We start from the raw sequence: 12388 nt of genomic DNA, 5'->3' as shown, positions 1-12388 counted from the left end.
TCAACGCGCGCCGTCGCCCTCGGCGGCGGCGTAGCAGCCCCGTGACAGAGCCTGGGCGCGGGCGCGCTGCTCCACGGTGTAGGGGCGCCCGTCGTCCCGGAACAGATCCTCGCGCACCAGGGCCTCGCTGGTGCAGCGGGCCGCCACCCGGCAGGGGTCGCTCTCGCCCCCGCCGCGCGTGCACATGGCGAGGTAATCCGCCCGGAACGCCTTGAGCCCGGCCTTCGGGTTCGGCCCCATGACCTGCGCCAGGGCGAAGGCGAGGCCGAACAGCATCGGCTGGTGGATGAGATAGACCGCGAGGCTGTGCCGCCCGGCGAAGGTCGCGCCCCGGCCGATCACCCCGCGCGGCTCCCAGGCGCCCAGGCGCGAGCGGGCGAGCACCGGCAGGCCGAGCCGCCCCAGCACGATCCCGACCAGCACCAGCCCGAACCACGGAAACAACGGCACGTAATCGTTGGTGTGCGGGGTGAGCCGCCCGAGGCCGAGGAACCAGAGGGCGGGGGAATCGAGCCAGTCGGCGTGCACCGCCAGGGGCGCGGCCAGGATCGCGGCGGCGGCGGCGAGCGTCACCGGCCCGGGCAGGAACAGGAACGGCAGGCCGAGCACGCTCGACACGGCGATGCAGTGGAGGATGCCGAAGAACACGTAGGCATCGGGAAAGACGAGGCGCGTGGCCACGGTGACGGCGAGCGCGCCAGCCGCGATGCGCCCGAGGCGAAGCAGCGTGGGACGAAGGCGCAGGCCCCGTCCGTTCATCAGCACCAGTCCGACGCCGACGAGGATCAGGAATGAGCCGGCGATCCATTCGGCCGCATGGCGCCCGATGGGGGTGGCGGCGTAGTTCTCGGCCGTCAACCGCACGTTGCCGAGGTCCCAGAGCGCATGAAAGCACGCCATGGCGAGCAGGGCGACGGCGCGGGCGGCGTCGATGATGGGCAGGCGCCGCGTGGCGGGGGCGTCGGACGGGGGAAGCGCGACCATGCTCCGCTCAAACCATGGGCGGCGCGTCGCCGCCACCGCTTTCATGCTCTCGCAAACGTGAGCGGCTGCGCGCGAAGTCGCGGGCAAGGGTGCGATCTGTCTTCGCTTCGGTTCAAGCGGAAATCGGAGATTGCGTCGCTCGACGCGCCGCCGCTCAGCTTGTCCTTGGGCGCGGCTCAAAACTGTTGCGGCCCTGCCGCCCCGCCCAAGATTGCAACCCTGGCAGGCTCGGTTGCCGGCCAAATGGGCTTCCAGCGAATCAGGACTTCGTTAATCTTCTCTCGTGAGCGCGCTTCGCGATTCAGTGTAGGTAGTTTCGGCCATGTCTGACGAACGCGGATCCGGGCCGGAGATCCCCCAGATGCCCGACGGGCATGCGGCTGAGCGCGCGGACGAGCCGCTGGACCTGATCGAGGTCTCCGGTCGCATCAAATGGTTCGACGTTTCCAAGGGCTTCGGCTTCATCGTCCCCGATGACGGCTCGCCCGACGTGCTGCTGCATGTCACCTGCCTGCGCCGGGACGGATTCCAGGCCGCGAGCGAGGGCGCGCGCATCGTCGTGGAGGCGGTGCAGCGCCCGCGCGGCTGGCAGGCGTTCCGGGTTGTCTCCCTCGACCAGTCGGCGGCGCTCCACCCGTCCGAACTGCCGATGCCGCGCACCCATGTCACGGTGACGCCGACGAGCGGCCTGGAGACGGCGGTGGTGAAGTGGTTCAACCGCCTGCGCGGCTTCGGCTTTCTCACGCGGGGCGACGGCACGCCGGACATCTTCGTGCACATGGAGACCCTGCGACGCTACGGCATCGCGGAATTGAAGCCGGGCGAGTCGGTGCTGGTGCGCTACGGCGACGGCTCGAAGGGCGTGATGGCCGCCGAAGTGCGGCTGCTCGAAGGCGGATTGCCCACCTCGCATTGAGTCCGCACACGAATCGGTGTCGGGTGGATGCGTCGCGCTCCCGTGAGGGACGCGCTATGTCGGATCTTTCCCAGGCCGCGACGGCCCGTTCCGCGTGAGGCTCGATCCTTGATCTGCGTTTCCCGATCCGCCCGCTTCCTCGCCACCCTCCTCGTCACCGGCATCGGGCTCGCCCCCGTCGCGATTAGGACGGCGATGGCCCAGACCGTGGTGAAGGCGGCCCCGGTGCCGACCGAGCCGCTGACCATCGCCACGAAGGGCGGCCCGCGCCAATTCTCCGTGGAGGTGATGCGCGACGATGCCGGGCGCAGCCGCGGCCTCATGTTCCGCCGCCACATGGCCCCCGACCACGGCATGCTGTTCGATTTCGAACGCAGCGAGCCCGTGACGATGTGGATGAAGAACACCTATCTCCCCCTCGACATGGTGTTCATCCGCGCGGACGGCACGGTCGCGCGGGTCGCGGCGGACACGGAGCCGCTGTCGACGGCCATCATCCCCTCGAACGGTCCCGTCCTCGCCGTGCTCGAACTCAATGCCGGGACGGCGGCCAAGCTCGGCATCAAGGAAGGCGACCGGGTCGAGCATCCGATGTTCGCCAAGCGCTGACCGCGCCAGCCCCCGGCCCCGACGGAGCTTCCGCGAACAGGACAAGAACAAGCGCTTGACGCATTGGGTGTTCCGGTTCAGTGTTCGTGGAACGTTCCATTAACAGTTGGGGCTTCCCGATGAACGGCGCGGTCTCCGTCGAACTCTTCCGCAACGCCGAATGGTCTGTCCAAGAGGACGGGCTGGAGCATCGCGGCACGGGCTATTTCATTGCCCGTGGGGCGGTGGCGGCCCGCCGGGCCGAGCGCCTGTGGGATTGGCCGCTCCAGATGGCCGAGAAGGGCTGGTGCCGGCCGAGCCTGTTCCGGGAGGCGTTCCTCGCCGCCCTCGACCGGTTCGGCATCGAGCGCGACACCGACCTGACCCGCTCCTTCGCCCTCGGGTTCGGGATCCGCGCCGTGGAGGACCGCAGCGCGGACGGCTTCGTGAAGATCTCCGAGGTGCTGCGCCCGCGCGAGGCTCCTCCGGCCGTCGCCCCCGCCCGCCGCGCCGTTCGGAGTTACGCCGCCGTCTGATTCCTTGAAGCTGACAGCAAAAGGCCCCGGCGATTCCCATCGCCGGGGCCTTTGTCGTTGTGGTGCCCTGAGGATCAGGCCGCGAGGGCGAGGCGATCCTCGGCGTCGTCCGCCTGGGCGGCCATGAACTGAGCCCGGGCGAGGTCGGCGAAGCGGCCGTTCTGGGCGACGAGATCGTCAAAGGTGCCGCTCTCCACGATCCGGCCCTCGTGGAAGACGAGGATCCGGTCCGCGTCTCGGATGGTGGCGAGGCGGTGGGCGATCACGAAGGTCGTCCGGCCTTCCATCACCGCTTCGAGGGCGCCCTGGAGCTTGCGCTCGGTGGAGGCGTCGAGCGCCGAGGTGGCCTCGTCGAGGATGAGGATCGGCGGGTTCTTCAACAGGGCGCGGGCGATCGAGAGACGCTGGCGCTCGCCGCCGGAGAGCGACCGGCCCCGCTCGCCGATCACCGTGTCGAGCCCGTCCGCCTGCCGGGCCATGAACTCGCCGGCCTGGGCGCGGTCCAGGGCTTCGAGCATCTCGGCATCGGTCGCGTCCGGACGGCCGACCTGCAGGTTCTCGCGGATCGAGCGGGCGAAGAGCATCGGCTCCTGGAACACCACGCCGATGTTGTGGCGCAGCGACGAGAGGGCGACGTCGCGCACGTCCATCCCATCGATGCGGATCGCGCCGGCGGCGGGATCGAAGCTGCGGTGCAGGAGGCCGAGCGTGGTCGACTTGCCCGAGCCGGTGGTGCCGACCAGCGCGATGGTCTCGCCCGGCTTGGCCGAGAAGGACACGCCGTCCAGCGCCTTGCGGCGGCCGTCATAGGTGAAGCCGACGTCATCGAAGGTGACTTCGCCCTCGAAGCGGGCGACGTGCTTGGCGTGCGGCCGGTCGGCCACGGACGGCACCGTGTCGTAGATTGCGAAGAACTCGGCGATCTTCGGCGCCTGCTGGAACAGGCCGTTCACGAAGCCGACCACATGGTCGAGGCGCGAGACCAGGGCGGTGGCGAGGCTCATGAAGGCCACGACCTCGCCGACCGTGGTGGAGCCGGCCTGATAGAGGGAGATGCCGGTCACGAAGATCGCGGTCATGGTGATCGTCGCCGAGGCGCGGGTCGCGACGTTGGCGAGCGCCCACCAGGACAGGACCGGGATCTGCGCGGCGAGGAGCTTGGCGATGATGTCGCGCATCGCGTCCTTCTCGGCCTTGGCGCGGGTGAAGGACTGGATCACCGCGACGTTGCCGAGCGCATCCGAGGCGTGGGCCGCGAGGCCCGAGTTGAAATGCTCCACCTGACCCTGAAGGGTCTCGGTGCGGCGCATGACGAAGGTGGTCAGGGCCGTGAAGGCGAGGACCAGCACCACGAGGATCGAGCCGAGCTGCCAGTTGATGAACAGGGTCATCGGCAGGAGCACGCCGAGGGAGACGAGCGCGACGAGGTGGTCGCGGAAGAAGCCGAGCCACAGCCACGCCATGCCGTTCGTGCCCTCCAGCATCGCCTTCAGGACGCGGCCGGAATGGTTGGCCGAGTGGAAGGCCAGCGGCAGATCGAGGACGTGCTCGAAATAGGCCGCCATGCTGGACAGGCGGTTGCGGTGGGACAGACGGTCGGAATGCAGGGCGATGAACACCCCGGCGCCGATGGTAAAGAATCCGAAACCAACCCAGGCCAGGATCAATGGCAGCATCTGGGTCATGGCGTTGCCGCCGCGTTTCAGGTGCGTGAGCCCGTCGATGATGCGGCCCATGAGCAGCGGTTCGGCGAAGGACGCCACCGCCAACAGCACGTTGGCGAGCGCGAGCGAAATCGCGAGTCGCCGCTCGGCCTTCAGGAAACCCAGAACCCGTCCGTAAAGACGAACCATCGTACCGCTCCGCCGCCGGCTCCGGCCCGTTCAGGCTCGAAGCCGCCCCTCTCGTCATTGCTCAGGGGCATTGCCCCTTGTGCCGAGGCGCTTATGCCCTTTCCTCGCTGAACGGGCGATGACGCGATGTGACAGGATCCGCGACCTTTACGCTTCATTCAGCACGCCGGCCTAACGCTACCGGCGTGTCCGCCGCGATCCCGATCCGGCCGACCCTGATGATCGCGCCGGGCCACAGCACATGGATCTCGCTACCGCACTGGGGCTCCTGTCCGGCGTCGGCGTCGTCATCGGCCTGATCATGCTCGATGGCGGGCATTTCGGCGCCTACGTCTCGGAGCACGCCCTCGTGGTGGTGTTCGGCGGCGCCACCGCCGCGACCATGATCCGCTTCCCGTTCTCCACCATCATGCACGGCATCCCGATGGGTCTGCGGTTCGCGTTCATGACGCGCTCCGTGAAGCCGATGGAGCTGATCGAGGAACTGACCCGGATCGCCGACGTGGTGCGCAAGTCGGGCCCGATGGCCCTGGAGAACATGGAGATCTCCGACCCGTTCCTCGCCCAGGGCGCCCGCTACATCGCCGACGGCTACGACCGGGAGTTCATCCGCGACACGATGGAGCGGGACCGCGACAACTTCCTGCTGCACCTCGACGAGGGGTCGAAGGTGTACCGCGCCTACGGCGACTGCGCGCCGGCCTGGGGCATGATCGGCACCATCCTCGGCATGGTCGCGATGTTCGCCAACATGTCCGATCCGTCGAAGCTCGGCCCGGCCATGGCGACGGCCCTGCTCGCCACCCTCTACGGCGCGGTGATCGCCAACCTGATCACCCTGCCGCTCGCCGACAAGCTGCACGTCAAGCTGGAGGAGGAGGACGTCTCCCGTTCCCTCATCATCGACGGCATCCTGCTGATCCGCGACCAGAAGAGCGCGACGCTGGTGCGCGAGATGCTGGTCGCCTACCTGCCGCACAACAATCGCGAAGCGCTGCTGGAGGCGGCAGCCTGACATGGCCAGGCGGAAGCGCGGCGGAGCGCATGGCGGCCACGGCTGGTTCGTCACCTTCGCCGACCTGATGGCGCTCCTCATGAGCTTCTTCGTGATGGTCGCCGCCTACTCGACGCAGGACCAGAAGAAGCTCCAGCTCGTCGCGGGCTCGATGCGCGACGCCTTCGGCGTGTCCAAGGATTCGAAGTTCGCCGGCATCACCGAGGTGGACGGCATTCCCGCCGCCGACCGCCTGAAGAACCTGCGCGACATCCCGCCCGAGAGGGCGACCGACCGCACCACGCCGCCGGCCATCGACAAGGGCGCCGATGACGGCCTGCGCGACAAGGGCCAGGCCGAGAATTTCGGCCTCGCCGCCGCCTCCCTGCGGCAGGCGCTTCAGGACATGCCGGACTTCGCGGAGATCTCGAAGAACGTCATGATCGCCCGCAACGAGAAGGGGCTCGACGTCTCGATCGTGGATCAGGATGGGCGCTCGATGTTCCCCGAGGGGTCGAGCCGGCCGAACGACCGCACGCGGCGGCTCATCGAAAAGCTCGCCCCCGCGCTCCGGCAGATGCCGAACCGCATCACCGTCACCGGCTACACGGCCACCGACCGGCCGGGGCGCCGCCCGTCCGGGCCTCCGTGGGAATTGTCCGCCGGCCGGGCGATCAGCGTCAGGGAGATCCTGGCCAGCGCCGGCGTGCCCGACGACCGCTTCAGCACGGTGGCCGGCAAGGCCGACACCGAGCCGCTGTTCCCGGACGACCCCTACATGCCGGCCAACCGCCGGGTGACGGTGACGCTCCTGAAGGAGTCGCCCCCGACCCCGATGATAAGGGGGATTCCCTGATCCGCCTCAGCGCGCGGTGAGCAGCGCCCAGTACACCTTGTACTTGGAGCCCGGCGCGTAGGCCGTGGCGATGCCCATGCGGGTCGCCTGCGTATCAAGCATCGTCGCGTTGTGGGGCGGGCTCTCCCGCCAGCCGGAGAAGGCCTCGGCCAGGGTGTGGTAGCCGGCCGAGAGGTTGGCGTTCACGTCCGAGTAGCCGAGCCGCGTCACCGCCGCCTTCACTGTCTGCGCCTTGCTCGGCCGGTCGGCCGCCGCCATGGCCGCCACCTCGGTCTCCGCGAGCTTCTGCAATTCGGGATCGACGGTGAGCGGCCCCGCGCCGTGGTTGCGGCGGTAGGACGAGATCATGTCCCGCGCGGTCTCGGTGTCGACCTGCGCCGTGTTCGAGGCCAACGGCAGGTACAGGGCGGGCACGGCGTTGTTGACGGGGACGTTCGAACTGCAGCCGCCGAGCAGCGCCGCCGCCACCGCCAGCGCGCCGAGACCCATGCCCGTCTTCCGTCCGCCCGACCCGTTCACGTCCGTCATCCCCATACCCCCGCCATCGAACCCGCCATATAATGATCGCATCAAGAATGCGCATCGCCGGCAAAGAGTGACCGGACGTTTACCGATCGCAGGCATTCTGGTTGCGCACGAGACGAATGCGGGACGATGTCAGAATCCGTCGGCCCTTCTCCTTCGCTCCTGGACGGTGACGACGCCGTCGCGCGATACGCGATTCAAGCCGCGATCATCCGGGCGCAGGCCGCCCTGCTGAAGCGGCAGGAGGGGATGCTGCGCCGGGTCGACCTGCCCGGCGGCGTCGGCCTGTGGTCGTGCCGCCTGCGGGACGAGGCGCTCGACTGGTCCAGCAACAGCTTCGACATCTTCGGCATCCCCCGCGGGGCGGCCCTGTACCGCCCGCGCGTGTTGCAGATGTACGAGGCGGCCTCGTTGAAGCTGCTGAACGTCCTGCGCACCAAAGCCCTATCGCGGTTGCATAATTTCGAGTTCGACAGTGAGATCGTCACGCCGGGGGGCGAACGCCGCTGGTTGCGGACGCGGGCGGGCATCGAGACCCGGGACGGCGTGCCCCACCGCCTGTTCGGCACCCATCAGGACATCACCGCCGACATCGCGCGCCTCGCCGAGCTTCACCGCAGCGCCGACCTCGACCCCCTCACCGGCCTCGCGAACCGGCGGGCCTTCGAGCGCTGCTTCGGAGAGCCGGAGGCCTGCGGCTGCCTTCCCACGGGCGCCCTGATCCTCATCGACCTCGACGGGTTCAAGGCCATCAACGATGTCCACGGCCATGTGGTGGGGGATGCCTGCCTGAAGCGCGCGGCGGCGCGGCTGGCGCGGATCTGCAAGGGGGCGGACCTCGTGGCGCGGCTCGGCGGCGACGAGTTCGCCGTGCTGGTCCCGCGCCCGGCCGATCCCGTCGTCCTGCGCGCGCTGGGCACCGCCATCGTCGCCGGCCTCGGGCGGCCCTTCGCCCATGCCGGCCTTCTCCTGAAGGTCGGCGCCTCCGTGGGCATCGCCCGCGCGGAGGCGGACACCACGCCGGGCCTCTTCGCCCGCGCCGACGCGGCGCTCTATGCCGCCAAGGAATCCGGCCGCAACACGGCCGTCCTCGACCACGACGGGGCCGAGAAGCCGCGCGCGGCGCGTAAGCCCGCCTAGATCGGCGCGGTCGCGGTCTTCTCCGGCGCCTGCGGGCCCTTCTCCGTCTCCTGGGTCGGGCGCACGAAGGTCTTGGCGATCTCGCCCATCGCGCTCTGCATCCCGTCGAGTCCCTGGATCGTGACGATGCTCGACCCCGGCCCCATCGGCGGGATCAGTCCCTGCTCGGTGAGCGTCCGGAACACCGCGAAGTTCAGGTCCGTCTGCACCTTGAGGCCGAGGGAGACGTCGCTGATCCAGGCGAGGAGTTCGAATTCGAGGAACGTGTCGCCGATCTTGCGGAACACCACGCGCGGCGGCGGATCGCGCACCACGTTGGGATGCGCGTCGGCGCAGCCGGTGATGAGCTCGGCCGCCCGCACCGGGTCCTGGTTGCGCAGGACGTTGACCGTGAGCGACAGCCGCCCCGTCCTGTCGCCGCGCACCCGGTTCTTCACGATGCCCGAGATGAGGTTCGAGTTCGGCACGATCACCGCCGAGCGGTCGAAGGTCTGGATCTCGGTGGAGCGCACGGAGATGCGCTTCACGATGCCCTCGGAATCGCCGATCACCACCTGATCGCCGACGCGGATCGGCCGCTCCCAGAGCAGGAGCAGGCCCGAGACGAAGTTGTTGACGATGGATTGCAGGCCGAAACCGATACCGACCGAAAGCGCGCCGGCGACGATGGTGATCTTCTCCAGGCTCAGGCCGAGATACGAGAAGGCCAGGGCCAGCGAGAGCAGGAAGCCGCAATAGCCGGCCACCGTCGAGATCGAGTTGCGTAGGCCCGCGTCGAGGTCGGTGGCCGGCAGGTAGGTCTGGTCGAGCCAGCGCTGGATCGCGCGGGTGACGATCACGCCGATCGCCAGCACCCCGATCCCCAGCACGATGGAGGACAGGGAGATCGTCACCCCGCCGACCTGGAAGCCGAAGAAGGCCGAGCGCATCGAGGCGGTGATGTCGGTGGAATCGAGGCCCCAGGGCGCCAGGATCAGCAGCGCCGCCACGAGGATCAGCACCACGCGGGCGGCCCCCGTCGCCAGCACCGAGATCTGGTTCAGCGAGCGCTTGCGCAGGCCGGTATTGGCCTGCAACGCCGTGGCGAGGCGGCTCTCGTCGGTGAGGGCCTTGCCGAGGAACGTGTCGACGCTCTGCACCAGCAGGTACAGCACCACGAGGATGCAGGTCGCCCAGATCAACTGGTCGGTGAGGAAGGTCGCCAGCGCCACGTAGCCGCCCAGCGCCGCGAAGCCGATCACCACCACCGCGATCCAGCCGACGAGGCGGGCCGGGCCGCCGATGCCGGTCGTCGTCTTGGTGGGGACGTAGGGGCCGAAGCAGGCTTCCTCCTCCTGTTCCGTGTCCGCGAAACGGTGCAGGCCGATGGCGAGGATCAGCGAGGTCGCCGCCGCGCCGATGCCGCGGGTGGCGATGGAGATGGTGAGCGCGGCCGAGATGCCGGAATTCAGTGCCTCCACGGATTTCACCACCGTCGCGATGGTGGCGATGCTGACCGCCAGCAGCTTGAGGCGCGTCGCGGCGGAATCGCTGACCGGGGCCGGGCGCCAGGCCGGCTTGTCCGGGCTGAGCAGGCCGTCGCACAGGGCCTCGACGGCGGCGATGAAGGCGAGGCCGCCGAGGATCGCGCCGGCCACCGGCAGGAGCCGGGAGGGGAGCAGGTTGGTCTCGTCGAGGGCGTAGAACACCGCGTAGGAGCCCGCCACCGCCGGCACCGTGCCGACGAGGATGACCCGCCACGCCCCCATCAGCGTCGCCCGGCGGGAGGGTTCGGTCTTGTTCTCGTCGCGGCGGGCGGCGCGTGGCGCGATGTTGCGGCGGCCGAAGTACAACGCCACCGACACGCCGAAGGCGAGGCCGAGGAGCAGCAGGTTGCCGATGCTGCCGTTACGCGCGAACAGCACGCCGATATCCGCCACCGCACTCTGCAGCGAGCGCATGTCGCGCGGCAGGTCGGCGACGACCTTCTCCCAGAGGGTCGGGCTGATGAGCGGGTGCGTGCGCAGGAACAGGTCGCGGGTGAAGGAGGCCCGGCGCCGGTTCGAGACGCGGTCCACGAGCTGGTCGCCCTGCACCACGAGGGAGCGGGCGAGACGCTGCGTCTCGTCGATGCGGGTGACGGCGGCTTCGCGCTCGGCGCGCTGCTGCGCGACGTCGGGGCTTTCCTCGCCCTCCTTCGGCTTGGGGCCGAGCTGCGACAGGCGCTCCCGCGCGGAGGCCAGCGGATCGTCAAGCCGGCTGACGATGGCGCGCACGTCGTCCGTCACGGTGGTGACGGATTCGCGGATCGCGGCGAGGTCGGTGGGGGGGACGTCGGTGTGGCCGAGTTCCTTCTCGCGCTTGTCGAGTTCGGCCTTGGCCTCGTCGAGCTTGGCGCGGACGGCCTTGAACTGCTCCGGCGGTTCCACCTGCGCGATGGCGGGCTTGGCCTCCGGCTTCTTCGCCTCGGCGGGCTTCGCGGGCGTCTGGGCGGCCGGAGCCTGCGGCGCGGGTTCTTGAGCGGACGCGGGGAGGGGGGAGGCAAGGCACAGGGCCGTCCCGAGGGCGGCCAGAATCGCGAGCGGCGTGGTGCGGAGCCGGCGCGGGCCGTGCGGCGTGGTCACGCGCACTGGCGGAAACTGCATAGGCAAACCTCTCGACGGGTGGCCAGGACGACGCCGGATGACGGGGCCTCCGGCGATTCGCGGGCGAGTCGCGGCGGGCGGGCCGCGCGGGGCGGCCGTTTCGCCAGACGAATAAGGCCAAAGCGTGCGTGACCCAACCCCCGGAGCCCCATTGCCCCGCCGGAGCCGCGAAAAGCGCAATCGGATGTGGGTGCGTCCCTGCGGACGGCGCGGACAGCTTCACAAGGGTGTCACGGTGGGATTAGATGAAGCCCTTATGGACAGGGCCTTTTCGTCACCACGCGAAGGGGCGCGGCCTGCGGATCTCACGTCCCGGCCCGGCCGCGTACCGTATCCGAGTGCCAGCCCCGGCGCGTGTTCGCGCCGGCCTCCGGCCCTGTTCCCCATTCTCACACACGTTCCGACACCGCGCGAGGCGCGCGACGGGATCCGCCCTGCGGCGGTCTCCCGACGCCGCTCTCCGCCCGTTTCCGGCCGCGAGCGCGGCGGATGGGCGGGGCGCGGGACACTTCCCGCGCGCTGGACGCGCCAGAGATAGCCGTGAGCGAGACGCGCCGATGATGGACCTTCAAACACTCGTCCTGAACGCGGATTATCGGCCGCTCTCGTATAATCCGTTGTCGTTGTGGTCCTGGAAGGACGCGTTCACGGCCCTCTTCCTCGACCGCGTGACCCTGGTCGCCAGCTACGACGTGGAGGCGCGCTCGCCCTCGCGGTCGCTGCGGGTGCCGAGCGTGGTGGCGCTGAAGAACTACGTGGCCCTGGCGCGCAGCCCGGCCTTCACCCGCTACAACATCTACCTGCGGGACGGCTTCGCCTGCCAGTATTGCGGCCTGCGCCTGCCCTCGGGCGGCCTGACCTTCGACCACGTGGTGCCGCGCTCGCGGGGCGGCCTGTCGAGTTGGGAGAACGTCGTGGCCGCCTGCTCGCCCTGCAACCTGCGCAAGGCGAACCGTACCCCGGAGGAGGCCGAGATGCCCCTCATGAACGCGCCGCGCCGGCCGACGCGGTACGAACTGCACCATCGCCAGCCGGAATTCGACCACCGCCAGTATCACCACACCTGGCTCGACTATCTCTACTGGGACAGCGAGCTGGAGAGCTGATCAGCGGCCGTAGGCGCCGTAGCCGGACGGCAGGCCCGGCGGCTCGTTGTACATCGGCACCGCGTTGTTGTGCGGAAGGTAGCCGCTGATGACCGGCGGCGGAGACACGTAGCGCGGCGCCGGCACAACCCGGCGGTAGACGCGCATATGGCGCGGCGGCGCATCGGAGAAGGCGTCCTCGTGCGCCACGGCGGGGGTGAACCCGCCGCAGAGCAGGATCGCGAGCAACGGCAGGCCGAGGGCCCGCGAACCGAGGGTCATGAGAG

At 69.6% G+C, this 12388-nt stretch carries 12 protein-coding genes; 7 read left to right on the top strand and 5 right to left on the bottom strand.

What is annotated here, in order from left to right; all coding sequences use genetic code 11:
* Nucleotides 1–984, bottom strand: a complete 984-nt coding sequence (locus ACXJ1Y_RS12895) for a heparan-alpha-glucosaminide N-acetyltransferase (RefSeq protein ID WP_463846649.1) — start codon at nt 982–984, stop codon at nt 1–3.
* A gap of 322 nt (nt 985–1306) precedes the next feature.
* On the opposite strand from ACXJ1Y_RS12895, the gene ACXJ1Y_RS12890 reads away from it, so the two are divergent.
* From ACXJ1Y_RS12890 to ACXJ1Y_RS12880, 3 genes are all read left to right on the top strand, one after another.
* On the top strand, nt 1307–1900 hold the full coding sequence (locus ACXJ1Y_RS12890; protein WP_463846648.1) for a cold-shock protein: 594 nt from the start codon (nt 1307–1309) through the stop codon (nt 1898–1900).
* Between the two features lie 111 nt (nt 1901–2011).
* Nucleotides 2012–2509: a DUF192 domain-containing protein gene (locus ACXJ1Y_RS12885; RefSeq protein WP_463850112.1), complete on the top strand. Its 498-nt coding sequence runs from the start codon at nt 2012–2014 to the stop codon at nt 2507–2509.
* 86 nt (nt 2510–2595) lie between these two features.
* Complete coding sequence (locus ACXJ1Y_RS12880) at nt 2596–3024, top strand: hypothetical protein (RefSeq protein ID WP_463846647.1); 429 nt, start codon at nt 2596–2598, stop codon at nt 3022–3024.
* A 74-nt stretch (nt 3025–3098) separates the two neighbouring features.
* On the opposite strand, the gene ACXJ1Y_RS12875 is transcribed toward ACXJ1Y_RS12880, so the two are convergent.
* Entirely contained in the window at nt 3099–4877 is a 1779-nt protein-coding gene (locus ACXJ1Y_RS12875) for a glucan ABC transporter ATP-binding protein/ permease (RefSeq protein WP_463846646.1), read from the bottom strand.
* 241 nt (nt 4878–5118) lie between these two features.
* Here ACXJ1Y_RS12875 and ACXJ1Y_RS12870 point away from each other — a divergent pair, with 241 nt between their 5' ends.
* Together ACXJ1Y_RS12870 and ACXJ1Y_RS12865 are read left to right on the top strand one after the other, a co-directional pair.
* Nucleotides 5119–5892: a motility protein A gene (locus tag ACXJ1Y_RS12870; protein WP_463846645.1), complete on the top strand. Its 774-nt coding sequence runs from the start codon at nt 5119–5121 to the stop codon at nt 5890–5892.
* A 1-nt stretch (nt 5893) separates the two neighbouring features.
* Nucleotides 5894–6727 (top strand): OmpA/MotB family protein, encoded by an 834-nt coding sequence (locus tag ACXJ1Y_RS12865; RefSeq protein ID WP_463846644.1) that lies wholly within the window; start codon nt 5894–5896, stop codon nt 6725–6727.
* Between the two features lie 6 nt (nt 6728–6733).
* Here ACXJ1Y_RS12865 and ACXJ1Y_RS12860 read toward each other — a convergent pair whose 3' ends face one another.
* Nucleotides 6734–7255, bottom strand: coding sequence for a CAP domain-containing protein (locus tag ACXJ1Y_RS12860; protein WP_463846643.1), 522 nt, complete (start codon nt 7253–7255; stop codon nt 6734–6736).
* A gap of 126 nt (nt 7256–7381) precedes the next feature.
* On the opposite strand from ACXJ1Y_RS12860, the gene ACXJ1Y_RS12855 reads away from it, so the two are divergent.
* Nucleotides 7382–8392: a diguanylate cyclase domain-containing protein gene (locus ACXJ1Y_RS12855; protein ID WP_463846642.1), complete on the top strand. Its 1011-nt coding sequence runs from the start codon at nt 7382–7384 to the stop codon at nt 8390–8392.
* Here ACXJ1Y_RS12855 and ACXJ1Y_RS12850 read toward each other — a convergent pair.
* Complete coding sequence (locus tag ACXJ1Y_RS12850; protein WP_463846641.1) at nt 8389–11016, bottom strand: DUF3772 domain-containing protein; 2628 nt, start codon at nt 11014–11016, stop codon at nt 8389–8391. The two genes, ACXJ1Y_RS12855 and ACXJ1Y_RS12850, sit on opposite strands and share 4 nt — an antisense overlap.
* 557 nt (nt 11017–11573) lie before the next feature.
* Here ACXJ1Y_RS12850 and ACXJ1Y_RS12845 point away from each other — a divergent pair.
* On the top strand, nt 11574–12122 hold the full coding sequence (locus ACXJ1Y_RS12845; protein ID WP_342164104.1) for an HNH endonuclease: 549 nt from the start codon (nt 11574–11576) through the stop codon (nt 12120–12122).
* On the opposite strand, the gene ACXJ1Y_RS12840 is transcribed toward ACXJ1Y_RS12845, so the two are convergent.
* The gene (locus tag ACXJ1Y_RS12840; protein WP_463846640.1) at nt 12123–12383 is read right to left on the bottom strand and encodes a hypothetical protein; all 261 of its coding nucleotides are present in this window, start codon (nt 12381–12383) and stop codon (nt 12123–12125) included. It abuts the gene before it with no gap.
* Between the last annotated feature and the right edge of the window lie 5 nt (nt 12384–12388).

The organism is Methylobacterium sp. TK26 (assembly GCF_055361565.1).
The sequence above is the reverse complement of the archived record's forward strand: the minus strand, read 5'-3'. Positions and strand labels throughout refer to the sequence as shown.